Source organism: Candidatus Pseudothioglobus singularis PS1 (assembly GCF_001281385.1).
GTDB classification, from domain to species: Bacteria; Pseudomonadota; Gammaproteobacteria; order PS1; family Pseudothioglobaceae; genus Pseudothioglobus; species Pseudothioglobus singularis.
Genome location: NZ_CP006911.1, coordinates 801305 through 824993, shown reverse-complemented (window position 1 = coordinate 824993; position 23689 = coordinate 801305). Strand labels below are relative to the sequence as shown.

Here is a 23689-nt window from a genome sequence, read left to right as displayed (position 1 = left end):
CCATAAATCATGTCCAAATCATTTATAAGGTCAAGCAGCATCGTTTCTGCAATGACCTTTATTTCAAGGATATTAGGTCTAATCAGAGACTTTGTTATTGCAAGGCTTTTTGGGGCAAATGAGTTAACAGATGCATTTTTAGTCGCATTTAGAATTCCAAACTTTTTTAGGCGTTTGTTTGCTGAAGGTGCTTTTTCTCAAGCCTTTTTACCAATCTTAGCTGATACTAAAGCAAACCATAGTGAAGAAGAGGTTCAGCTAGTAATCAACCATATTGCGACTAAGCTCTTAAGTGTTCTAATGATTATTACTCTGGTAGCTGTAATTATTGCACCTCTTATTATCTTTTTATTTGCATGGGGATTCTACTTTAAGGCAGATCCTGAGCAGTTTCAGCTAGCTTCTGATATGCTAAGAATAACTTTTCCATATTTATTACTTATTTCTCTGACAGCTTTATCAGGATCAATTCTTAATACTTATGATAATTTTACTGTTCCCGCATTTACACCAGTTTTGCTAAATATTTCATTAATCTTAAGTGCAATTTTCTTATCAAAATATCTATCAACTCCAATTATAGCGCTTGCATGGGGCGTCTTAATAGGTGGTATCGCGCAGCTTGCATTTCAAATTCCTTTTTTAAGGAAAATTAAAAGACTACCAAAATTAAAATTTGGACATCATCAAGCTCTTATAACACTTAAAAAAAGAATGTTGCCTGCATTATTTGGAGTTTCAGTCTCTCAAATAAACCTTTTGGTTGATACTATGATTGCTTCAACACTTATTGCAGGTAGTGTTTCCTGGCTTTACTATTCAGATAGATTACTGGAGCTTCCATTGGCGTTAATTGGGATAGCACTTGCAACTGTTGCTTTAGCAAAACTAAGTAATTATCATGCTCAAAAAGATTCTAAGAGCTTTATCGAAACTATTGATAGAGCACTTATATTGGCAGTTTTATTTGGTATTCCAGCTTGTATTGGATTGGTTCTACTCTCAAAAGAATTGATTTTTACTCTTTTTCAATATGAAGCATTTGATATTAATTCAGCCATGAAAACCTCATACAGTCTTCAAGCATATGGTTCAGGATTAATGGCATTTATTGCTATTAAAATCTTTGCACCTATTTTTTTATCTAGAGGAGATACTAAAACACCTGTCAAGGCTGGAGTTGTTGCAATGGTTTCAAATATCATTTTAAACCTTATCTTAGTTCAATTTTATGGACATGTAGGCCTAGCTTTGGCAACCTCTATTTCAGCGCTGCTAAATGCCTTGATACTTTACTTTTTCTTAATCAAGCAGTCTATCTATAAGTTGCACACTAATCTATATAAAATGTTGTTTAAAGTTATATTTTCAGTCTTTATAATGTCCTTATACATTATCTATTTTGATTCGGATATTTATATTTATTATGAGTCCTCTATGATCGAAAGATCTGCACTCATTTTTAAGACGATAGTTATATCAATAGCTATCTATTTTTTGTCACTATTTATACTTGGAGTTAGATTAAAAAATTTATGAGTACAGTTTATTGCGTTAAATTAAAGATAGAATCAGAAGGTTTAGATAGGGCGCCCTACCCTGGTGAACTTGGAAAAAAAATATTAGATTCGGTTTCTAAGAATGCTTGGCAAATGTGGCTTGATCATCAAACAATGCTTATTAATGAAAATAACTTAAATTTATTTGAAGAGTCGTCTCAAGCCTACTTAAAAGAACAAATGGAAAAGTATTTTTTTTCGGATAATGATCTTGATCAAATCAAGGGATATATTCCAAAATAATGATAAAAAACTCTACCAAATAATGTCTAATTTATTCATTATTGCCGCTCCTTCAGGGTGTGGAAAAACAACCTTAGTTGATGCGTTACTCAACAACTCAGAACATTTATACTTGTCAGTCACTCACACTACGCGGAAACCAAGAGTTGGTGAAGTTGATGGCGTCAATTATCACTTTATCTCTAAAACTGACTTTAAAAAAATGATTCTTAATACAGAATTTGTTGAACATGCCGAAGTATTTGGAAACCTATACGGAAGCTCTCGAGAGAAAATTCAGGAAAATCTGAATAAAAATATTGATGTAATTCTCGAGATTGATTGGCAAGGAGCTCGTCAAGTTAAAGCAAATATGCCTAATGCCATTAGTATTTTTATATTGCCTCCTTCAAAAAAATCATTACTCGAAAGACTTAAGGGTCGTGGTCAGGATGATGATGAAACAATTAAAAATAGAATGTCTGATGCAGAAAATCAAATGAAACACTATGATGAATTTGATTATCTAGTGATTAATGATATCTTTGAAGACGCGTTATCAAATTTAAAAACCATCATTCATAATAATGAAAATTTCAATAAATCTGAATTTAAACTTGAAAAACAAGTTTTAAGACATAAATATTTACTTAAAGAATTGATATAAAACATTTTTTTGGTATAATTTAGCTCTGATTTATCGTACTTGGAAACTTAATGAGTGATTTAGCATTATCGATAAAAAAAGTATCTAGAGATCTAGAGGTACAAAAGTATCCGCCTATTCTCTCACCAGAAGAGGAATATAACCTTGCTCTCGAACTTTACGAAGATGGAAGCTTATCTGCAGCACAAAAGTTAGTCCTAGCTCACATGCGCTTTGTAGCGTTTGTTGCTCACGGCTATAAAGGCTATGGACTCGAGCAAGCAGATTTAATTCAAGAAGGCACAATCGGTTTAATGAAGGCAGTTAAACGCTTCAATCCTCATAAAAAAGTGAGGCTTTCATCATTTGCTGTTTACTGGATACGTGCTGAAATTCATGAATATATTTTCAAAAATTGGAAAATTGTGAAGGTTGCAACAACAAAAGCACAAAGAAAACTCTTTTTCAAACTCAAGCAAGCTAAGTCTAACATATTTCAATCTTTAACCAGTGAGCAGGCAAAAGTAATCGCAGAAGATTTAGGTGTTAGAGAAAAAGATGTTATTGAAATGGAATCAAGACTTCAGCTCAACGATGTTGCGTTTGAAGTAAACGATGATGAAGACACATACACTCCTGAGCACTACATATCTGACCCTGGTAAAAATCCAGAGCAATTAGTGGTCAGCAATAAAAGTCAAGAAGACCAACACAACAGGCTTTATCAAGCTCTTTCTTCTTTAGATGAGAGAAGTATCGATATTTTACAAGCTAGGTACTTGAAAGAAGAAAAATTGACCTTACATACTTTAGCAGACAAGTATGGTGTTTCCGCTGAAAGGGTTCGTCAACTTGAAAATAAAGCTATCAAAAAGCTTAAAGAACGTCTAGAAGAGTAATAACTTTTTTACGACAATTTTATGTGTAATACCAGGAGAAAACATGGAAATCCGTCCCCTACACGATCGTGTAATCGTTCGAAGAGTAGAAGAAAAGAAAACAACAGCTAGTGGTTTAATCATCCCTGATTCATCAACTGAAAAACCATCAAGAGGTGAAGTTGTTGCAGCTGGAAATGGAAGAATAAGTGCACAAGGAGACTTAATCCCTTTGGATGTTAAAGTTGGTGACACGGTAATGTTTGGTCAATATTCAGGTTCTGAAATCACTGTTGGAGAAGAAAAGCTCCTAGTGATGAGTGAAGATGAAATTGTCGCGGTAATTGAAGATTAAAGGAGATTTATAATGTCAGCGAAAGACGTAAAATTTAGCTCAGAAGCTAGAGATTTAATGATGTCAGGGGTAAACACCCTTGCAAATGCAGTGAAAGTAACACTTGGACCCAAAGGAAGAAATGTCGTTTTAGATAAATCATTTGGTGCTCCTTCCATCACTAAAGACGGAGTTTCAGTTGCTCAAGAAATTGAACTTGAAGGCAAATTTGAAAATATGGGTGCACAGATGGTTAAAGAAGTAGCATCTAAAACTAACGATATTGCAGGTGATGGAACAACTACTGCTACAGTATTAGCTCAAACATTAATATCTGAGGGTGTTAAGTCAGTAGCAGCTGGAATGAATCCCATGGATCTAAAAAGAGGCATTGATAAAGCTACTGCAGCAGTTGTCTCAAACCTACAAAAAGCATCCCAACCATGTAAAAACAGTGAAGCAATTGCGCAAGTTGCAACTATTTCAGCCAATTCAGACACGTCTGTTGGTTCAATTATTGCCGAGGCTATGGAAAAAGTTGGAAAAGAAGGTGTGATTACCGTAGAAGAAGGTTCAACTCTTGAAAACGAACTTGATGTCGTTGAAGGAATGCAGTTTGATCGCGGATACCTTTCACCTTATTTTATAAACAACCAGGAAAAAATGTCTGCAGACCTTGAGCATCCATATATTTTGTTACATGATTCAAAAATTGCAAATATTCGTGACTTATTGCCGGCACTTGAAGCAGTTCAAAAAGCTGGAAAACCTCTTCTCATTATTGCTGAAGATATTGAGGGGGAAGCGTTAGCAACTCTTGTTGTTAACAATATGCGCGGTATTGTTAAGGTGGCTGCTGTTAAAGCTCCAGGGTTTGGTGATCGTCGTAAAGCGATTCTTGAAGATATTGCAATCCTTACTGGTGGAACCGTTATTTCTGAAGAAGTTGGCTTGTCACTAGAAGCTATTACTGAAGAGCATTTAGGCACAGCTAAACGTATTGAAATCGGCAAGGACAATACTACAGTGATTGATGGTGCAGGTGCCAAAAAGAATATCACTTCTCGTATCGGTCAAATCAAAACTCAAATCGAAGCTACAAGCTCAGATTATGATAAAGAGAAGCTGCAAGAACGTTTAGCTAAACTTTCTGGCGGTGTTGCAGTGATTAAAGTAGGTGCGGCAACTGAAGTCGAAATGAAAGAGAAAAAAGATCGTGTTGATGATGCACTTCATGCAACTCGTGCGGCTGTTGAAGAAGGTGTTGTCCCTGGTGGAGGTGTCGCGTTTGTTCGCGCTATCTCATCATTGGATAAACTTAAAGGCGATAACAGTGATCAAGATGTAGGCATCAGCATTTGTAGACGCGCCTTAGAAGAACCTTTAAGACAAATCGTTACTAATGGTGGTGGTGAGGCCTCTGTTGTATTAAATGAAGTTTTAAAAGGCAAGGGTAATTATGGCTACAATGCTTCTTCAGAAGAGTATGGAGACATGCTTAAAATGGGTATCTTAGATCCTACTAAAGTATCGCGTGCAGCTCTTCAACATGCGGCAAGTATCTCTGGTTTAATGATTACAACTGAAGCAATGATAACTGATATGCCTCAAGAAAGCGGTCCTGCAATGCCTGATATGGGCGGCATGGGTGGTGGCATGCCAGGTATGATGTAATTCTATTTGTTTTATAGTGAAAAGCCCCATTTTTTGGGGCTTTTTTTTGGTATTATTATTGCCACTCAAACCCAATTCAAAATATGTCTAATTACGACGCATCTTCTATAGAAGTTCTTACTGGCCTGGAGCCAGTCAAAAAACGCCCAGGCATGTATACAGACACTGAAAACCCTAACCATCTTGCACAAGAAGTGGTTGATAATAGTGTCGATGAGGCAGTCTCGGGCTATGCTACCCAGATTAATGTTACGCTTCACACAGACAACTCTATGTCGGTCGAAGACAACGGTAGAGGAATACCAATAGATATTCATCCAAAAGAAGGAACACCTGCCGTTGAGGTCATCCTAACTAAACTCCACGCTGGTGGTAAATTTTCAAACGACTCGTACCAGTTCTCTGGTGGGCTTCACGGTGTTGGCATATCTGTCGTAAACGCCTTATCAAGCTCAATTGAAGTTTGGATTAAAAGAGATGCAAAGCAGTACTATATGAAATTTGAATCCAGTGTCAAATCCAATGATCTTGAGGAAATAGGCGCTGTTGGGAAGCGCAATACAGGAACTCTGATTAAATTTATGCCTGATGCGAAATTTTTTGATTCAGTAAAATTTTCAATAAAGAAGCTGCGACATAATCTTCGCTCTAAAGCTGTCTTGTGTCCTGGCCTAGAGGTTAATTTTAAAAATGAAATAGATGAAACTGAAGATACTTGGGTCTTTAAAGATGGCATAAAAGATTACTTGCAGGCTTCTTTGGATGCTCTTGAATGTATCCCTTCTATTCCATTTGTGATCTCTTTTGAAACCAAGGAAGAGCAACTAGATTGTGCTTTAACTTGGACTGAAAATACTAGTAATATTACTGCTGAAAGTTTTGTGAATCTTATTCCAACGATTGGTGGAGGAACCCATGTTAATGGTCTAAGATCAGGACTGACTGATGCACTTAAAGAATTCTGTGAATTTAGAAATCTTATTCCAAAAAATATTAAGCTTACTCCTGACGATGTTTGGCAAAGAATTGCTTATGTACTCTCAATAAAAATTTTAGATCCACAATTCTCAGGCCAAACAAAAGAAAGACTGTCCTCAAGAGAGTGCGCCTCATTTGTCTCTGGTATCGTGAAAGACTCCTTTAGTTTGTGGCTCAATCAGCATACCGATATTGCAGAAAAAATTGCTGAATTAGCCATCCTTAATGCTCAGTCAAGATTAAAAACTGCCAAAAAAGTTGTTAGAAAAAAAATTGTTAGCGGGCCAGCACTCCCCGGCAAGCTCTCAGATTGCACAAGTTCAGACCTTGAGCAAACAGAAGTTTTTTTAGTTGAGGGTGATTCTGCTGGCGGTTCAGCCAAGCAAGCAAGAGACAAGAATTATCAAGCAATACTTCCTCTAAGAGGTAAAATTCTTAATACGTGGGAGGTTGACTCATCACAAGTTCTTGCATCAAATGAAATTCACGATATAAGTATTGCAATTGGTCTCGAGCCAGATAACAATGATCTATCAGGATTGAGGTATGGAAAGGTATGCATCTTAGCTGATGCTGACTCAGATGGTCTTCATATTGCGACATTAATTTGCGCGCTCTTTGTCAAACATTTTCCTAAGTTAGTTAGCCAAGGGCATGTTTATGTTGCAATGCCTCCGCTTTATAGAATAGATGCTGGAAAACAAGTCTTTTATGCACTTGATGATAAAGAAAAAGAGCAGTTTGAAGCAAGGCTTTTAAAAGAAAATAAACGTCAAAAAATTCAGGTTCAAAGATTTAAGGGACTTGGTGAGATGAATCCTAAGCAGCTCCGAGAAACTACTATGCAGCCTGATACAAGGAGACTTATTCAGCTAACTCTAAATCACCCTCTGCAGATACAGGAGACCATGGATATGCTTCTTTCCAAAAAAAGAGCGTCTGACCGAAAATCTTGGCTAGAAACAAAAGGCAATCTTGCTAATGTCTAAATAATATCTAGTAACAGTGATTAGTGATATATTAAATTTAATTTCTTCTTAAAAACATAATTCCAAAATTCATCAATTTAACAGTACTAATAATTATCAATAAATATTTAAAAATTTAACGCTATTTAGTGTTTTTTGAAGATAAAATGTACACTTTTAAACAATTTAAGGATTTAACTCAAAATGAGTATTGAAGATAGAGTGCGAAAAGTTGTAAGTGAACAGTTAGATGTTAGTGGTGAAATTGATAACAATGCATCATTCATAGACGACTTAGGGGCGGATTCATTAGATACTGTAGAACTTGTAATGTCACTTGAAGAAGAGTTTGACTGTGAAATTGCAGATGAGGAAGCTGAAAATATTACAACCATTCAACAGGCAATCGATTACATCAACGCAAATACATAATATTCATCAATAAATCTATTAAGGCGTTTACTTTAAAAAGTAAAACGCCTTTTTTTTACTCAATTTTTTAATTTGTAAAAAACCTTAAAAATTAATTTATTAAATTTAATACTTAATCCATTATGAACAAAAGAAGAGTTGTGATCACAGGGTTGGGCATTGTATGTCCAGTTGGAAACAATGTAAATGATGCCTGGAAAAATATTATTAATGGCATTTCTGGTATTGCCCCAATTGACAATATTGACACTGAACTGCAAGCAGTTAAATTTGGTGGAGCTGTCAAAGACTTTGATGTCTCCAAATACCTAAGCCCAAAAGAAGCAAAAAAAATGGATGTTTTTATTCATTATGGAATGGCTGCTGGCATTCAAGCGTTTGAAGATAGTGGGCTTGAGGTTACAGAATTTAATGCTGAAAGAATTGGTGTTGCTATTGGAGCTGGGATTGGTGGTTTGACAACGATTGAAAAAACTGCAGACTTATTTAGAGAAAAAGGCCCAAAAAGGATTTCCCCATTCTTTGTGCCCTCCTCTATCATTAATATGGTCTCAGGTAATATGTCTATCAAATATGGCCTTAAAGGGCCTAATTTTGCCATTGTTACCGCTTGCACTACTGGAACTCATAATATTGGAGATGCTTCAAGAATCATTGAATATGGTGATGCTGACGTGATGATTGCTGGAGGAACTGAAATGTCTTCTACTAATTGCGGTTTAGGGGGATTTGCAGCTGCGCGCGCACTATCAACGAGAAATGATGACCCTGAAACAGCTTCAAGGCCCTGGGATGTTGACAGAGATGGGTTTGTTTTAGGTGATGGAGCTGGAGTTATTGTCTTAGAGGAATACGAACACGCTAAAAAACGAGGTGCAAGAATTTATGGTGAGCTTTCTGGATATGGAATGAGTAGTGATGCATACCACATGACGCTTCCTTCTGAAGGTGGTGAGGGAGCTGCAAGATGCATGAAGAACGCAATGAGAAATGCCAATATCAATGAAGACCAACTTGACTATATTAATGCCCATGGCACCTCAACACCTGCTGGTGATATAGCTGAAACAGATGCTGCCAAGTTGGCATTGGGCGCACATTCAAAAAATATTGTCATGAGCTCAACAAAATCGATGACTGGGCATCTTCTTGGAGCCGCAGGTGGAATTGAGGCAGTGTTTACGGCTTTAGCCATTAGAGACCAAATAGCGCCTCCAACGATTAATATTTTCAATCAAGATCCAAATTGTGACTTAGATTATGCAGCTAATGAAGCAAGAGAAATGAAAATAGATCATGCAATTTCAAATTCTTTTGGGTTTGGTGGTACAAACGGATCAATCTTGATTTCTAAAGGACCCTAGAGGCTCTTAACTTTCTTCCAATATAATTGAAGCCTTGTCAACTAGGTCTGTATCTGTAAAAAGACCTAATCCAATCTTATAAATTCTTAGGGCACCATTAGTGACGCTTTTGAAAGCCTCCTCTTTATGAACAATTATTTGCCAACTTTGATCATTAGACTGAAATGAAAAGGCGCCGCCAATAATGGCCAATGTAAGAATTGCACCTAATAAGTATTTAATCATTATTTTTTCCAGTTGAACTTTGCAAAAAAATTATATTTTACCAAGTTTCATATCATTTAATCGAAATTCCAGAAGCTTTTAAAAGTCCATCCATTTTGGGCCTGCTTCCTCTAAATTTTATATACTGGTCCATAAAATCTAAACTTCCCCCAATTTCAAGAATATGCCGCCTGAAATTATTGGATGATTTGGATCCAATTCCCCCACTCTCTTTAACAAATTCATAAGCATCTGCTGCCAAAACTTCTGCCCACTTATAACTAAAATAACCTGCTGCATAGCCTCCACTAAAGATGTGAGAAAATGAATTTAGAAAGCGATTTTCGGCTACTATAGGCATTAGGGCTGTTTTCTCTCTGACTTTACTGAGGATCTCATAAGTATCATCTTTTGATATGTGAGTACTAATATCCCATAAAGCAAACTCACACTGCCTAAGCATTTGAAGACCAGATTGAAAGTTTTTGGACTCAATTACCTTCTGAAATAGCTCTTCAGGCAGTTTTTCACCTGTCTCCCAGTGACCTGAAATTAAATTAACCACCTCCCTTTCATAACAAAAATTTTCCATGTACTGACTAGGAAGCTCAACGCCATCCCAAGGAACACCACTAATACCTGCAGCACAAGGAAAAGGAACTTTTGTTAAAAGATGATGAAGCGCATGACCAAATTCATGAAAGATAGTTACAATTTCATCAAAATCGAATAAAGCTGGCTTCCCCTCTGAGGGGGAGTTTAAGTTACAAACAACAAAAGCAACCGGCAATGATTCTTTGTAAAGACCCTGATAATCAGACATCCATGCGCCGCCCCTCTTATTCTCTCGAGCATAAACATCAAGATATACTCTTCCAATTACTCCATTATTATCCTCAAGCTTAATGACTCTTACATCTTCATGATAGGTCTTTTCATGAATTTCAGTTAGCTTAACATTGTAGAGATTTTGAATGGTTTCAAATAAACCATCAAAAACACTGCTTTCAGGAAAAAAAGGTTTTAAGTCAGAACTCTTAAATCTAAATGTTTTTTGTTTTAATTTTTCTGAGTAGTACATCAAATCCCAAGGCATTAAAGGATGGCCTGCAAAGCTTTCTAGATCTATTAATTCAGCTTTTGCTTGCGAGGTTGAAAGCTCTATAAGACTATTCAAAAACTCGATAACTGCATCTGGTGACTCAACCATTTTTGACTGGGTCGAGTATTCAGCATAATTTGAAAATCCAACTAATTCTGACATTTCTGATCGTAATTTTAAAATCTCATCCATAATAGGACGATTATTAAACTCTTTCGAAGTAATCCCAACATCTGAAGCCCTTGAAATATAGGCCTTATAAACCTCTTCTCTGAGATCATTACTATCAGCATAAGTCATAAGATCAATATAAACTGGCACTTGAAGACTGATCTCAAAGTGATCGCCCTTTTTAACCTTAGAAAACTCATCAGCGCCATACCCTTTTAAATCATTAGCTGAGACAGTTTTTTTCCATGAATTAGTTGATTGTAAAACATTTTTAGAAAACTGATTACTAAGAATACTTAACTGCTCTTTAATTTCTTTAAATCGCTCAGACTTAGCTCCATCTAGAGCAACACCAGAGAGTTCAAAGCTTCGCAAAGAATCATTCACAATATGCTGCTGTTGGACATTTAACTCAGTCTGACTAACTCTCTTAAATGCTTGGTAAAGATCTTTATTTGCACCAAGATCACTATAAAAATTTGAAATTAAAGGGAGTGTTTTTTCATACTGCGTGTTGAACTCATCTGTAAACCTAACTGAGTTCTCATGAGAGTTAACGCTCATCTCTTTTCCAATAAGATGCTCGGCCTCATCCAAAACTCCAACAACACTCTCCCAATCGACCCCATTGCTTGCTAGAGCTGAATAAGTCATTCCAATATTGATGACTTTGCTTATATTTTCAAAGATGTTATCAGGTTCAAAATTAGGTGTTAAGTCTGAATTCACAGGTTAGTTGTTTAATTAAAAAAGTCAATTATAAATAACAAGTTCGTTTATTAAATGAAGTTTTGAAGTTGATTCGAGAAAGATTGAGTGAAATTAGTTATCTTTCCTATTTTGAATCTCAACCTCGTAGCCTTTCTCTTCAGGCTCTTCATCGATCATCTCAGAAGGAAAACCACTACCCAAGACTTTAACATCTGCTCTCTCTTCAAGCCTTTTAATAATATTTGGAGATAGCTCACGTGATCCGTAACGTTTTTCGCCATCCTTAAAAATATTTACAATCATAGGTGCAATTTCCAATTCAAGCCCTTTTCGTTCAGCAAGCTCATTAAATATTCCTACGTCTTTAGATACTAGGTCCATCGTGAAGCTTATATCTCTACTTCCATTTAAAATGACCTGAGACTCTGTTTCATGAACAAACGAATTGCCTGACGAGGCTTTTATTGCTTCATAGGTGACATTCATATCCATACCAAGCACTTTCATCGTCGTAAGAGCTTCAGAAATTGACACTAGATTAACTGTAGCGAGGTAATTAGTCATTACTTTTAGTGTTGATGCTGTTCCCAAATCACCTGTATGAAGGACTCGTCTTCCCATTGTTTTAAGAATCGGCAAGGCTTTATCGAATGCCTCTCTTTTACAGCCAGCAAAAATTGAAATATTTCCAGTGTCTGCTCTATGACAACCACCAGACACAGGACAGTCAATTGGGAGGGCTCCTGTTGACTCAACGATTGTTCCTATTCTTCTTATTTCAGCCTCATCAGTTGTACTCATCTCCAGCCAAACCTTCCCTTCTTTGAGGCCAGCTATAACTCCATCTTCCGACTCCATGACCTCTGAACATGCCTTTGGTGATGGCAGACAAGTGATTACAACATCACAAAGCTCAGCCATCTCTCTTGGGGAGCTACTGCTCGATGCGCCACGATCTATAAATTCATTCACTAATGAGTTATCGAGATCTAGAACTGTAAGATCAAAACCATTTCTTAATAAGCTTCCTGCAAGCTTTCCACCTGCATTCCCCAGACCAATAAAACCTACCTTCATTCAATTCTCCTAAATACTAAATTAATCATCGTCAGCGTAATATGGCTTTTGATTCATAGAAAGGTGAAGTTTTTTTCCTTTGTAGGGTGAGTTTGAACTAACAACGTCAAAATTCAACTCGATACCTAAGCCAGGTTTATCTGATGGAATAATATTTCCATTACTCCACTGAATTGAATCTTTTAAAACTTCCGAGTGAAAACCATCCCAAGTCCTTACACTTTCCATAATTAAAAAATTTGGAGTTGCAGCAGAAAGCTGAATACTGGCTGCAGCACCAACTGGGCCATTGTAAATATGTGGAGCAATCTGAGCATAAAAAACTTCTGACAAACTCGCAATTTTTTTAGCCTCCAAGATTCCACCTACCCGACCTAGGTTCATTTGAATAATGGAGGCCGCATTATTTTTTAAAACATCATAAAACTCATACTTTGTTGTTAATCGCTCACCCGTTGCAACTGGAATCTTAGTTTTTTTAGCAACTTCACTCATTGCACTAGATTGCCCAGGTGGAACTGGCTCCTCAAACCATAGGGGATCAAATTTCTCAAGTCTCTTTGCAAGCCTTACAGCTGATGACGGAGAGAGTTGCCCATGCGTACCAATAAGGATGTCACAATTATCACCAACTGCTTCCCTAATTTTTAGAGTATAGTTTTCGCAGTGACTAAGTCTTTTTAGTGAAATTTGATGCCCAGAGTATGAAGAATAAGGGCCAGCAGGATCAAACTTAATTGCACTGAAGCCCTGCTCCATAAAACTAACGGCAGACTCTGCACCAAGCTCAGAGTCTTCATAATCAAGTACTCCATCTTTGTCTTTTGGATACAGGTAGGTATATGAACGAAGCTTATCATGTACTTTTCCTCCTATAAGCTCATAAATTGGCTTATTTGCAGCTTTTCCAATAATATCCCAACAAGCCATCTCAAGACCGCTTAAGACCCCCATCATCGTTAAATCAGGTCTCTGAGTAAAACCACTCGAGAAACACTCTCTATAAAAACGTTCAACGTGATGAGGATCATGGCCCTTGAGATATCTTTCAAACACATCTTTGATTCCTTTAACAACAACCTCAGGATGGAAAGATGCCGAGTAAACTTCACCAACTCCTAAAATTCCGCACTTAGTTTCAATAGACAAGAAAATCCAATACATCCCTCCAATGTGAGGTTCAGGTGTTGCAACAATATAAGTATTTAGTTTAGCTACTTTCATTGATGAAGAGGTTATGAGTAAGTTGAGTTAATTTTTATACGGATTTATACAAAGAAGCAAGTAATTTTTTCAACAATTGGAATAATTAATCCTGTGTTACTTTTCGCTTGGGATTACTCAGACGTTGAAGTTCCTTCCAGCTTGAATCAATCCATACATTCACATCGCTAGATATGAGGGGCTTTTTACCAAGGACTGAGTCTGCCATTTTTTCTGCCAACATTATGGTAGGGCCATTAAGATTACCATTTGGAATGGTTGGAAAAACTGAGGAATCAATGACCCTAAGACTCTCTATTCCATTAACCTGACCTTCATTATTGACGACCGTCATTGGATCATCAAGTGAACCCATTTTGCAAGAACATGATGGATGGTAAGCACTCTCAACATTTGCCCTCACCCAAACGTCAATTTCTTCATCACTGCTCACATCTATACCAGGACTTGCCTCTCCAGCATTAAAATCATCAAGTGCTGGCTGGCTTAAAATTTCTCTGGTGAGACGGATGCAGTCCCTCCAGTCCTGTCTATCTTGCTCAGTTTCCATATAGTTAAAAATAATTGTTGGCTTTGCTTTTGGATCTGAACTGTTTATCCGAACATGACCTCGACTAGTTACTTTATTAACGCCAGCATGAACCTGATAGCCATGCCCATCCATAGCCGCATTTCCATCATATCGCATGGCAGCTGGAAGAAAATGATATTGTATATTTGGCCATTTAAGGCCAGCACGAGAGCGAATAAAGCCACATGATTCAAAATGGTTAGTTGCGCCTAATCCGGTCTTTGCTAATATCCATTCAATGCCTATAAGCCCCTTACTGAAAAGGTTTAGCTTGCTGTTAAGAGTAATTGGTTTTTTACAATGATATTGGAAGTAAACCTCGAGATGGTCTTGAAGATTTTCCCCAACTCCTGGTAACTCATGCAAAACATCTACGCCTGCATCATCTAGAACTTTTTTTGCTCCAATGCCTGACAACTGAAGAAGCTGTGGCGATCCAATTGAACCTGCGCAAAGAATCACCTCTTTATTTGCCTTTAAAGCTTTTTTATTTCCATTTATTGAATACACAACGCCCGTAGCTATTTTATTTTCAAGTATGACTTTTTGAACAAGTACGTTAGTTAATATCTTGAGATTAGATCTATTTTTTGCTGGCTTAATGTAGGCATTAGATGCAGAAGAGCGAACTCCATCACCCACTGTCATATGCATTGGACCAAAACCTTCTTGCTGCTCTCCGTTATAGTCTTTAGTTTCTGGATACCCAGCCTCTTTTCCAGCCTCAATAAAGGCCTTATATAGCGGATTAAGCTTCATATTATTGCCATTCGAAGTTGAAACAGGACCATTTCCACCACGGTAATCATTCTCACCTTCGTGCCAACTTTCGCAGCGCTTAAAGTAAGGTAAGCAATCCTTATAAGCCCAGCCTTTAGCACCATGTTCCTCCCACTGGTTAAAATCTTCAGCATGTCCTCGAACATAAACCATTCCATTGATTGAGGAAGACCCTCCCATGACTCTGCCTCTTGGACAGTGCATTTTTCTGTTATCTAAAAATGGCTCTGGCTCAGTATGAAATTGCCAGGCATACTTATTAGTATTCATCGGATAAGAGAGCGCTGTTGGCATTTGAATCATGATATTTTTATCGCTACCACCGTTCTCTAGAAGAATCACACTGTGCTCACCTGATTCACTCAAACGATTAGCCAAAACGCACCCTGCAGAACCAGCGCCAACAACAATGTAATCAAAATTTATATTCATACTTTTTTATTATTTAGTAAGGACTATCAACATCATCAAGGCGAATAAAGACACTTTTGATTTGAGTATAGCTCTTTAAAGTTTCAGGGCCATTTTCTCGACCTATCCCTGACTCTTTGAATCCTCCAACTGGCATTTCAGCAGGAGAATCTCCCCAGCTGTTTATCCAGCAAATTCCGGCCTCAATTTCGTTAATGACTCTATGAGCACGACTAATATCTTGAGTAAAAACTCCAGCTGCAAGACCAAACCTAGTATTGTTTGCTCTTTGAATAACCTCAGACTCCTCTTCAAAGCGGAGTACAGACATTACAGGGCCAAAAATTTCATCTTTTACAAAACTTGCTTCATCTTCACAGTCAGCAAAAATGGTAGGTTCCACAAAGAATCCATTTTTTGTTTCATCCGATTTAAATCGGTTACCACCAGTTATAAGTCGTGCACCTGATTTTTTAGCATGATCGATATAACCCATAACCTTCTCAAGATGTTTAGAGCTAATTAATGCTCCCATTTGGGTCTCTATATTCGAGGGATTGCCAACTTTAATATTTTTAGTTCGCTGACATGCCAATTCAAGAAAACTGTCATAAATAGCAGACTGAACAAAAACTCTTGTTCCATTAGTACAGACTTCACCCTGCGTATAAAAATTTGCCAAAAGAGCTCCAGAAACGGCATTATCAAGGTTCGCGTCATTAAAGATAATTAAAGGTGACTTTCCTCCAAGCTCCAAGGTTAGCTCCTTTAATGAACCAGAGGCATCAGTCATTACCTTTTTCCCAGTCCCACTCTCACCAGTAAATGAAACTTTAGCAATTCTAGGGTGTCTTGTTAGGAATTGACCAACTCTATAGTCGCCCTGGACCACATTAAAGACACCTGGAGGCATTCCTGCCTCGGTATATATCTCAGCCAATTTTAGAGCACTGAGTGGTGTTTCTTCAGAAGGCTTAAAAACCATAGTGTTTCCAGCAGCAAGACATGCAGCGGACTTCCAGCAGGCAATTTGAATAGGGTAATTCCATGCTCCAATGCCAGCGCACACTCCTAAGGGCTCTCTTTTAGACATAAAAAAAGTATTCGAATCTAGGTCCTGCTGAGACCCTTGAAGAGTGGGTGCTAATCCAGCATAGTATTCAATGACATCAGCCCCAGTTTGAATATCAACACAGTTTGCCTCTTGGAGTGGCTTGCCGCTATCTAGAACTTCAAGTTCAGCAAGCTCATCATTTCTTTCTCGAAGAATAGAGACGGCTTTGAGAAGAATTCTACCTCTCTCAAATGCACTCATTTCACTCCAAACACTAAAAGCTTTCTCAGACGATAAAACTGCCTTTTCAACATCTTTTTCACTTGCCTGATCAACAATAGCAATCGTCTCTCCATTCGCAGGATTGATCGACATAAATGTTTCCCCAGAGGAAGACGCTAAATAATTGCCATCGATATATAGGTGGTGCTTCATAATTTAACAATAAGTAATAAAGTTATTCGGAAATAATCCAATAAGTAATGATACATATGAACAAGAGAAAATAAAAAAAATTAAGTGACTAAAATTAAGAAACTATTAGTTAATAATTCGTAGATATAAATAGAGAAATCACCTCTAACCAACTTAGTCCCATATCACCTATAGACTATGGCATTACAATATTGTCTAGTTGATCATTCAAAAGCTTTAATAATGATATTTTTTGTTGATCATCAAAGCGACTTATCGGCCCTGAAACTACAATCGCACCCACAAATTTATCACTGTTCGATAACACCGGTACTGCTAAAGCAAATAGAGATGCATTGTGTTCATTAATTGATAGGTAGTAACCTTGGTCACGAATATCTTTATAAAACCCTTTTTTATCTTTTTGTCTCCTGCCATAAGCCAAAATGATTCGTCCTGATGCTCCTCTATTGAGCTCTAATCGAGATCCTTGCTCAATATTATGTCTAATTTCATCACGAGAATGAGCCCTATACAAACAAATACGATTGTCATCCTCTTCTACAAAAAAGGATGATGTTTCACCAGATATATCCCTTATTCGATCAACAATAGGTCTGATTTGCTCAAGATGATTACTTTGAGTGTATATTGCACTCAAATAGAGTGCCTGAGTCCCAATGACATAGTCTTTATTTTTTAAGCGAGATACATAGCCATACTCCTCAAGAGTACACAGAATTCGATATGCAGTTGAAACGTTAAAGTTTAATTGAGTGCAAATCTCCTTGATAGAAAATTGAGTCTTGTCTAGAGAATACATAGATAGTATTTGTAAGCATTTTTCTATGGCATTGTAGTTCTTATCAATCGATCTTGGCTTCATTTAATTTCATATTATGAAAAATATATATTATATAGTGAAAAAAATAAACTTTCTAGATGTAATATTGGTATTATGAAAAGCTATGCAATTAGTAGTTTTATCAATACTTTAGGCCTGATATGTTAAACATGATATCTGTCTAAAAACTGACATAACACATAATATTTTAAAAGAATCTATTTCATAAAATAGTGATAACTAAGGAGAGAAAGGTGAACAGAAAAGAGCAAATTAAAGCATTAGAGAAAGACTGGCAGGATAACCCCAGATGGTCCAACGTCAAAAGAACTTATTCTGCTGAAGATGTTGTAAGGCTTCGTGGATCAGTTCAGCCTGAATGTACTTATGCTAGAAGAGGGGCTGAAAAGCTTTGGGATCTGGTTAATGGCTCATCCAAAAAAGGCTATGTCAACTGCATGGGAGCAATCACTGCAGGTCAAGCAATGCAGCAGGCAAAGGCTGGCATTGAGGCAATTTATCTTTCTGGGTGGCAAGTTGCTGCTGATGGAAATACCTCTGAAACAATGTACCCGGACCAATCACTCTACGCTTATGACTCTGTGCCTACAATGGTAAGAAGAATTAACAATACATTTAAAAGAGCAGATGAAATTCAGTGGTCCCAAGGTATCGACCCTAGTGATGATAAATATATTGATTTCTTTTTACCAATCGTTGCCGACGCAGAGGCTGGATTTGGCGGCGTATTGAATTCATTTGAGTTAATGAAGAATATGATTGCTAATGGTGCCGCTGGAGCTCACTTCGAAGATCAGCTGGCTGCAGTTAAGAAGTGCGGACATATGGGTGGTAAAGTTTTAGTGCCAACACAAGAAGCAGTTCAAAAACTGATTTCTGCTCGCTTGGCCTCAGATGTTATGGGTGTTCCTACACTTCTGCTTGCCAGGACTGATGCAGAAGCAGCAAATCTTCTTACTTCAGATGTTGATCCACATGATGCTGCCTTTATTACTGGAAAGAGAACTGCTGAGGGTTTTTATGTTGTTAAAAATGGCCTTGAACAATCCATCTCAAGAGGAGTTGCTTATGCCCCTTATGCTGACTTGGTATGGTGTGAAACGGGCAAACCTGATCTTGGATTTGCGCGCGAGTTTGCAGAAGCAGTTCTTGCAGAAAATCCCGGCCAACTACTAGCCTACAATTGCTCTCCATCGTTCAACTGGAAAAAGAATTTAAATGATAGTCAAATTGCCTCTTTTCAGGAAAAGATTTCTGAGATGGGTTATAAGTATCAATTTATCACTTTGGCTGGCATACACAATATGTGGTATAACATGTTTGACCTTGCTTATGAATATGCAAAAGGCGAAGGCATGAAACACTATGTTGAAAAGGTTCAAGAGCCAGAGTTTAATGCTGCAAAGAAAGGGTACACCTTTGCATCTCATCAGCAAGAAGTTGGAGCAGGTTATTTTGATGACGTCACAACTGTTATTCAGGGTGGAGAATCATCAGTAACTGCACTGAAAGGCTCAACTGAGGAAGAGCAGTTTAGTTAAGTCTTATCAGTAATAATTCTATGATGCCCTTCATATTTGAAGGGCTTCTACATATAACGAACTTAAAATGCTAAGCAGCTCATCTCAAAAAATCTCACTCTCAATTGCCAAGAAGATTTTGTTGGGATTCGAGCATCATTATCAAAACATTAAAAGTGCATCCATTGAAGCAAAAAGATGTTTTGAGGAAAAAGAATGGGAAAAAATTGAGAATGACTCTAAGCTGAGACTTAATTTCTATGATGAGCAGGTTGATGTTTTTTGTAAAAATCTATCCTCTGAGTTAAAAAAACAAACCCTTTATGGTGCAAAAGCTGAATTCAATGAGACTCAGAAGATGGATAAGTTTAATTCAGATTTTTGGAAAAACACTAAGCATGTTTATATTGAACTCATCACAGCACATAAGCAGCCTGAGCTTGCAGAAACCTTTTACAACTCAGTCTTTTGCAGGATATTTTCAAGAAGCTTTTACAATAATCAATATATATTTACTAAGCCCTGCGTCTCTCTTAACTATATCGACATGGATGAGCCAGTTATTGACAGCTATTTTGTTGATGATGGTCAACTTAAAGAGACTTTGACTTCAGTCCTTAATAACTATAAATTTAGATGTAAATTTGGGAATCTTGATCAAGACATCGAAAGGCTTCAAGAGCAACTTATCAAACAAATGCCAAGACTTCATTCTGAGGTATTTGAGCTTCAATTTATCAGCACTCCCTTTATCAGAGGAAAATGTGCCTATATTGTGGGAAAAATTGTCACCCAGCTCCATCCTGATGTTCCTGTTCTTATCGCACTATTGAATGATGAAAATAAAGGGCTGTATGTTGACAGTTTGCTGACTGATATTGGATCAATATCTATTATTTTTAGCTTTTCTAGATCCTATTTTTTTATAACTACTGATTACCCTTCTGCCATTGTAGAGTATCTAAAAGAACTTCTGCCGGGAAAAACAAGGGCTGTCCTCTATAGCGCAATTGGCCTTCACAAACAAGGTAAAACGCTTTTATATAGGCATTTCCTTAAATACTCAAAAATCACTAGTGAAAAATTAATTATTGCTCCGGGCATTAAAGGGATGGTCATGTCGGTTTTCACTTTTCCTATGTATCCTTATGTTTTTAAAGTAATCAATGATCAATTTGCACCGCCTAAGATGGGCACAAAAGAAATGGTCAAAGATAGATACTATTTCGTGAAAAATCATGTCAGAATTGGAAGGCTAGCTGATACCTGGGAATTTTCAAATGTTGCCTTTCCATTGAAAGATATCGATGATGCTTTACTTAAAGAATTAGAAAAAAAGGCGAGCTCCAATATTGAGATAGAGAATGACCTGCTCATAATCAAACATATGTACATTGAAAATAAAATGACGCCTCTAAATATGTATCTTGAAACTGCAAATAAAAAACAACAAAATCACATTATTAATGACTATGGAAAGGCTATTGACGAGCTAATTAATTCAAATATTTTCCCTGGAGACATGCTAACCAAAAATTTTGGTGTAACCCGCCAGAATAGAGTCGTGTTTTATGATTATGATGAAATTACATTAATGAGCACTCCTATCTTTAAAAAAATACCTAAAGCTAAAACATATGAACAAGAGATGGCCTCTGAGCCCTGGTATTACGTTGGTCAGAATGATGTATTTCCTGAAGAATTTAAATACTTTATGCTGCCAAATCCTTACATGAAGGAAGTATTCAATAAAAAGTATAAAAAATTACTAGATGCTGACTATTGGGTTTCAATTCAAGAAAAAATCAAACAAAATGGTGTGATGGATTATTACCCCTATGGTTCTGAAAAGCGTATGTGTGAAATTTATAAGGACAACTAAATGAAGTCAACCTGTGATATTTCAGATCAGCTGCATCCCCATGTTCAATACTTAGATCCCATATTTAAGAGCTATGGAGGTAAAACTGCTTTTTCAGGTCGCATTGTTACTATCAAATGCTTTGAAGATAATTCTCTCGTTGAAGAAGCTTTAAAAATGAATGGCAAAGGCTGCGTTTTAGTTGTCGATGCTGGTGAATCTTTGAGGTGTGCAATGCTCGGGGATAAAAGAGCATCAGACGCAATTAAAAATGAGTGGGAGGGGATTGTTGTAAATGGATCAATTAGGGATTCTGTAATGATTAATTCCATGGCTATTGGCATAAGAGCTCTAGGCGTTTGCCCTCGAAAAAGTATTAAAAAAGGAAATGGAAAAAGAAATTTAACTGTTGACTTTTCAAATGTAAAATTTATCCCAAATCATTATCTTTATGCTGATGAAGATGGTGTAATTGTAATTGAAAATAAGGTAAATTCATGAGCGCTGGCCAACAAATAATTCAAGATATTAAAGTTGATAAAATCTTCTTTGACTTTATTGATAACGAAGTATGTGATGGATTAGAAATCACTGCAACTGATTTCTTCGAATCGCTTTCGAAAATTTTGAGTGAACTTCAAGAGTCTAACCAATTACTCTTAGATAAACGTGATGAATTGCAATCACAAATAGATGAGTGGCATCTTCAAAATAAACGTATCGACCCTCAGAAATACAAAGAATTTTTGGAGAGTATTGGTTATGTCGCTGAAAAGCCAGATGAATTCTCTATTGAAGTAGAAGAGGTTGATGATGAAATTTCTCAAGTTGCAGGACCTCAACTCGTTGTCCCTATTACCAATCAAAGATTTGTCCTAAATGCTGTAAATGCAAGATGGGGTAGTCTCTTTGACTCACTTTATGGAACCAATGTCATACCTAATAAGGGTAGCATGAGTACCTCATTTGCGCATAATCTTCAAAGGGTTAATCGAACAGCAGAACTTGCTTGTGATTTTCTCGATGAAATTGCACCCCTTAAGGGCGCTTCATATCGACAAATTACAACTCAAGTTAAGTATAAGGGAACTTTAATTTTTAATTTGAATGACGGTGAAGTAGCAACCTTAATAAACCCTAGTCAATATATTGGGCTTACTGAAAATGGAAATATATTATTAAAGAACAATAATCTTCATATTGAGATTGTATGTGACCAAGAAAGGAGCCTTCATAAGAGTGGGATCTTTGATGTCATATTGGAGTCTGCTGTGACTACAATCGTTGACTTTGAGGATTCTGCATCCACTGTCTCAGACGAAGAAAAAATTCATGCATATCGAAACTATCTTGGACTCATGAAGCGTGAATTAAGCGCCTCTTTTGTAAAGGGTGGCGAAACTATTACGAGATCATTGAATAACGATAAGACCTATACTGATAGTCATGGAGCTATCTGTAAGCTTCCTGGAACAAGTTTAACGCTTGTTCGAAATGTAGGCATCCACATGACAACTGAAATGGTTACGAATAATGATGGATCACCAATCCCAGAAGGTATTTTGGATGCAATGGTTACTTCACTGATTGCCCTTCATGATTTAAAACTCAAAATGAATTCCAAAAAAGGTAGTATCTATATTGTCAAACCCAAGCTTCATGGCCCTAAAGAAGTTAAATTCACTATGGATTTATTTTCAGCAGTTGAGAAAGCACTGTCAATTAAGGAAAACACTCTTAAGATTGGGGTTATGGATGAAGAAAGAAGAACAACTCTAAACCTAAAAGCCTGTATTTACGAAGCTAGAAATCGCATCATTTTTATTAATACCGGATTTCTTGATAGAACGGGTGATGAAATACATACTTCTATGATGGCGGGAGCGATACGCTGTAAAAACCTCATCAAGGAAGAGGCATGGTTTTCTGCCTATGAAGAAAATAATGTCAGTTCAGGCCTTGAATCTGGTCTTTATAAAAGAGCACAAATTGGAAAAGGTATGTGGGCTCAGCCCGACCAAATGCGTCAAATGCTAGATAACAAAATGGTCCATTTAGAGGCTGGAGCAAGCTGTTCATGGGTTCCTTCACCAACAGCAGCAACTTTACATGCTACTCATTATCATCGTTTTAATGTATTTAGACAGCAACAAGAGCTCTTATCTAAGCACCAAAAACCAAACCAGGACGACCTGTATAAAATTCCATTTTTGAAGTTAGCTGATCAATTATCTGAAGAGAAAATTATTAAGGAAATCAATAACAATGCGCAGAGCATCTTAGGGTATGTCGTTAAATGGATTAACCAGGGGATTGGTTGCTCAAAAGTTCAAGATATCAATCATATTGGTCTAATGGAAGACCGAGCTACACTAAGAATTTCTTCACAACATATGGCAAATTGGCTTCATCATAAAATATGTACAAAAGATCAGGTAAATAAAGCATTTCAAGATATGGCTGTTATTGTTGATGATCAAAATAAACATGACCCTAACTATCTTGCATTGGCGCCAAACTTTGATAGTTTTGCTTATAAAGCCTCAATAGCGCTTGCATTTGAAGGTGCAGATCAGGCAAATGGATACACAGAAGATATATTAATAAGGTTCAGACGTAAATTTCTTGAAGCTAAGCAGGCAAAGTAGATAGATAGTCAATTTTCTTGG

Annotated in this window: 20 protein-coding genes; 13 read left to right on the top strand and 7 right to left on the bottom strand. The window is 36.9% G+C overall.

Annotated features, from left to right (window positions below):
• Positions 1-9: 9 nt before the first annotated feature.
• The 9 genes from murJ (at position 10) to fabF (ending at position 9055) form a co-directional block, all read left to right on the top strand.
• Positions 10-1539 carry a murein biosynthesis integral membrane protein MurJ gene (murJ, locus tag W908_RS04180; RefSeq protein WP_053820052.1) on the top strand — a complete coding sequence of 510 codons (1530 nt, stop codon included), beginning with the start codon at positions 10-12 and terminating at the stop codon, positions 1537-1539.
• Entirely contained in the window at positions 1536-1802 is a 267-nt protein-coding gene (locus W908_RS04175; RefSeq protein WP_053820051.1) for an oxidative damage protection protein, read from the top strand. Before murJ ends, W908_RS04175 begins: the two co-directional genes overlap by 4 nt.
• A 22-nt stretch (positions 1803-1824) precedes the next feature.
• Positions 1825-2448: a guanylate kinase gene (gene gmk, locus W908_RS04170; protein WP_053820784.1), complete on the top strand. Its 624-nt coding sequence runs from the start codon at positions 1825-1827 to the stop codon at positions 2446-2448.
• A 50-nt stretch (positions 2449-2498) separates the two neighbouring features.
• A complete protein-coding gene (rpoH, locus tag W908_RS04165) occupies positions 2499-3326 on the top strand; it encodes an RNA polymerase sigma factor RpoH (RefSeq protein WP_053820050.1) in 828 nt (275 codons plus the stop codon).
• A 43-nt stretch (positions 3327-3369) separates the two neighbouring features.
• On the top strand, positions 3370-3660 hold the full coding sequence (locus tag W908_RS04160) for a co-chaperone GroES (protein ID WP_053820049.1): 291 nt from the start codon (positions 3370-3372) through the stop codon (positions 3658-3660).
• A gap of 12 nt (positions 3661-3672) precedes the next feature.
• On the top strand, positions 3673-5313 hold the full coding sequence (gene groL, locus W908_RS04155) for a chaperonin GroEL (RefSeq protein ID WP_020028069.1): 1641 nt from the start codon (positions 3673-3675) through the stop codon (positions 5311-5313).
• Positions 5314-5396: 83 nt separating this feature from the next.
• On the top strand, positions 5397-7280 hold the full coding sequence (gene parE, locus W908_RS04150) for a DNA topoisomerase IV subunit B (protein WP_053820048.1): 1884 nt from the start codon (positions 5397-5399) through the stop codon (positions 7278-7280).
• Positions 7281-7463: 183 nt separating this feature from the next.
• On the top strand, positions 7464-7691 hold the full coding sequence (gene acpP / locus W908_RS04145) for an acyl carrier protein (RefSeq protein ID WP_020024381.1): 228 nt from the start codon (positions 7464-7466) through the stop codon (positions 7689-7691).
• Between the two features lie 122 nt (positions 7692-7813).
• The gene (fabF, locus tag W908_RS04140; protein ID WP_053820047.1) at positions 7814-9055 is read left to right on the top strand and encodes a beta-ketoacyl-ACP synthase II; all 1242 of its coding nucleotides are present in this window, start codon (positions 7814-7816) and stop codon (positions 9053-9055) included.
• Positions 9056-9061: 6 nt separating this feature from the next.
• On the opposite strand, the gene W908_RS04135 is transcribed toward fabF, so the two are convergent.
• From W908_RS04135 to W908_RS04105, 7 genes are all read right to left on the bottom strand, one after another.
• A complete protein-coding gene (locus W908_RS04135) occupies positions 9062-9280 on the bottom strand; it encodes a hypothetical protein (protein WP_053820046.1) in 219 nt (72 codons plus the stop codon).
• 52 nt (positions 9281-9332) lie between these two features.
• The gene (locus W908_RS04130) at positions 9333-11261 is read right to left on the bottom strand and encodes a M3 family metallopeptidase (protein ID WP_053820045.1); all 1929 of its coding nucleotides are present in this window, start codon (positions 11259-11261) and stop codon (positions 9333-9335) included.
• Positions 11262-11354: 93 nt separating this feature from the next.
• On the bottom strand, positions 11355-12320 hold the full coding sequence (locus W908_RS04125; RefSeq protein ID WP_053820044.1) for an NAD(P)-dependent oxidoreductase: 966 nt from the start codon (positions 12318-12320) through the stop codon (positions 11355-11357).
• Between the two features lie 21 nt (positions 12321-12341).
• Complete coding sequence (locus W908_RS04120) at positions 12342-13544, bottom strand: mandelate racemase/muconate lactonizing enzyme family protein (RefSeq protein WP_053820043.1); 1203 nt, start codon at positions 13542-13544, stop codon at positions 12342-12344.
• Positions 13545-13629: 85 nt separating this feature from the next.
• Positions 13630-15327, bottom strand: coding sequence for a choline dehydrogenase (gene betA, locus W908_RS04115; protein WP_053820042.1), 1698 nt, complete (start codon positions 15325-15327; stop codon positions 13630-13632).
• A 13-nt stretch (positions 15328-15340) separates the two neighbouring features.
• The gene (betB, locus tag W908_RS04110) at positions 15341-16795 is read right to left on the bottom strand and encodes a betaine-aldehyde dehydrogenase (protein ID WP_053820041.1); all 1455 of its coding nucleotides are present in this window, start codon (positions 16793-16795) and stop codon (positions 15341-15343) included.
• Positions 16796-16970: 175 nt separating this feature from the next.
• Complete coding sequence (locus W908_RS04105) at positions 16971-17660, bottom strand: IclR family transcriptional regulator (protein WP_053820040.1); 690 nt, start codon at positions 17658-17660, stop codon at positions 16971-16973.
• A gap of 212 nt (positions 17661-17872) precedes the next feature.
• Here W908_RS04105 and aceA point away from each other — a divergent pair, with 212 nt between their 5' ends.
• The 4 genes from aceA to W908_RS04085 all read left to right on the top strand — a co-directional run bounded on the left by aceA (position 17873) and on the right by W908_RS04085 (position 23668).
• Positions 17873-19180 carry an isocitrate lyase gene (gene aceA, locus W908_RS04100; RefSeq protein WP_020025409.1) on the top strand — a complete coding sequence of 436 codons (1308 nt, stop codon included), beginning with the start codon at positions 17873-17875 and terminating at the stop codon, positions 19178-19180.
• 67 nt (positions 19181-19247) lie between these two features.
• Entirely contained in the window at positions 19248-21041 is a 1794-nt protein-coding gene (gene aceK, locus W908_RS04095; protein WP_053820039.1) for a bifunctional isocitrate dehydrogenase kinase/phosphatase, read from the top strand.
• A complete protein-coding gene (gene rraA / locus W908_RS04090) occupies positions 21042-21521 on the top strand; it encodes a ribonuclease E activity regulator RraA (protein WP_053820038.1) in 480 nt (159 codons plus the stop codon).
• The gene (locus W908_RS04085; RefSeq protein WP_053820037.1) at positions 21518-23668 is read left to right on the top strand and encodes a malate synthase G; all 2151 of its coding nucleotides are present in this window, start codon (positions 21518-21520) and stop codon (positions 23666-23668) included. The genes rraA and W908_RS04085 overlap by 4 nt, the downstream gene beginning before the upstream one ends.
• Positions 23669-23689 lie beyond the last annotated feature (21 nt).

What these genes read in the sequence shown, in the direction of transcription:
- rpoH (WP_053820050.1), top strand. Translation starts at nt 2,499, where the DNA reads ATGAGTGATTTAGCATTATCGATAAAAAAAGTATCTAGAGATCTAGAG.
- betB (WP_053820041.1), bottom strand. Translation starts at nt 16,795, where the DNA reads ATGAAGCACCACCTATATATCGATGGCAATTATTTAGCGTCTTCCTCT.
- groL (WP_020028069.1), top strand. Translation starts at nt 3,673, where the DNA reads ATGTCAGCGAAAGACGTAAAATTTAGCTCAGAAGCTAGAGATTTAATG.
- W908_RS04160 (WP_053820049.1), top strand. Translation starts at nt 3,370, where the DNA reads ATGGAAATCCGTCCCCTACACGATCGTGTAATCGTTCGAAGAGTAGAA.
- acpP (WP_020024381.1), top strand. Translation starts at nt 7,464, where the DNA reads ATGAGTATTGAAGATAGAGTGCGAAAAGTTGTAAGTGAACAGTTAGAT.
- gmk (WP_053820784.1), top strand. Translation starts at nt 1,825, where the DNA reads ATGTCTAATTTATTCATTATTGCCGCTCCTTCAGGGTGTGGAAAAACA.
- parE (WP_053820048.1), top strand. Translation starts at nt 5,397, where the DNA reads ATGTCTAATTACGACGCATCTTCTATAGAAGTTCTTACTGGCCTGGAG.
- W908_RS04175 (WP_053820051.1), top strand. Translation starts at nt 1,536, where the DNA reads ATGAGTACAGTTTATTGCGTTAAATTAAAGATAGAATCAGAAGGTTTA.
- W908_RS04105 (WP_053820040.1), bottom strand. Translation starts at nt 17,660, where the DNA reads ATGAAGCCAAGATCGATTGATAAGAACTACAATGCCATAGAAAAATGC.
- W908_RS04125 (WP_053820044.1), bottom strand. Translation starts at nt 12,320, where the DNA reads ATGAAGGTAGGTTTTATTGGTCTGGGGAATGCAGGTGGAAAGCTTGCA.
- W908_RS04135 (WP_053820046.1), bottom strand. Translation starts at nt 9,280, where the DNA reads ATGATTAAATACTTATTAGGTGCAATTCTTACATTGGCCATTATTGGC.
- betA (WP_053820042.1), bottom strand. Translation starts at nt 15,327, where the DNA reads ATGAATATAAATTTTGATTACATTGTTGTTGGCGCTGGTTCTGCAGGG.
- W908_RS04085 (WP_053820037.1), top strand. Translation starts at nt 21,518, where the DNA reads ATGAGCGCTGGCCAACAAATAATTCAAGATATTAAAGTTGATAAAATC.
- aceK (WP_053820039.1), top strand. Translation starts at nt 19,248, where the DNA reads ATGCTAAGCAGCTCATCTCAAAAAATCTCACTCTCAATTGCCAAGAAG.
- W908_RS04120 (WP_053820043.1), bottom strand. Translation starts at nt 13,544, where the DNA reads ATGAAAGTAGCTAAACTAAATACTTATATTGTTGCAACACCTGAACCT.
- rraA (WP_053820038.1), top strand. Translation starts at nt 21,042, where the DNA reads ATGAAGTCAACCTGTGATATTTCAGATCAGCTGCATCCCCATGTTCAA.
- fabF (WP_053820047.1), top strand. Translation starts at nt 7,814, where the DNA reads ATGAACAAAAGAAGAGTTGTGATCACAGGGTTGGGCATTGTATGTCCA.
- murJ (WP_053820052.1), top strand. Translation starts at nt 10, where the DNA reads ATGTCCAAATCATTTATAAGGTCAAGCAGCATCGTTTCTGCAATGACC.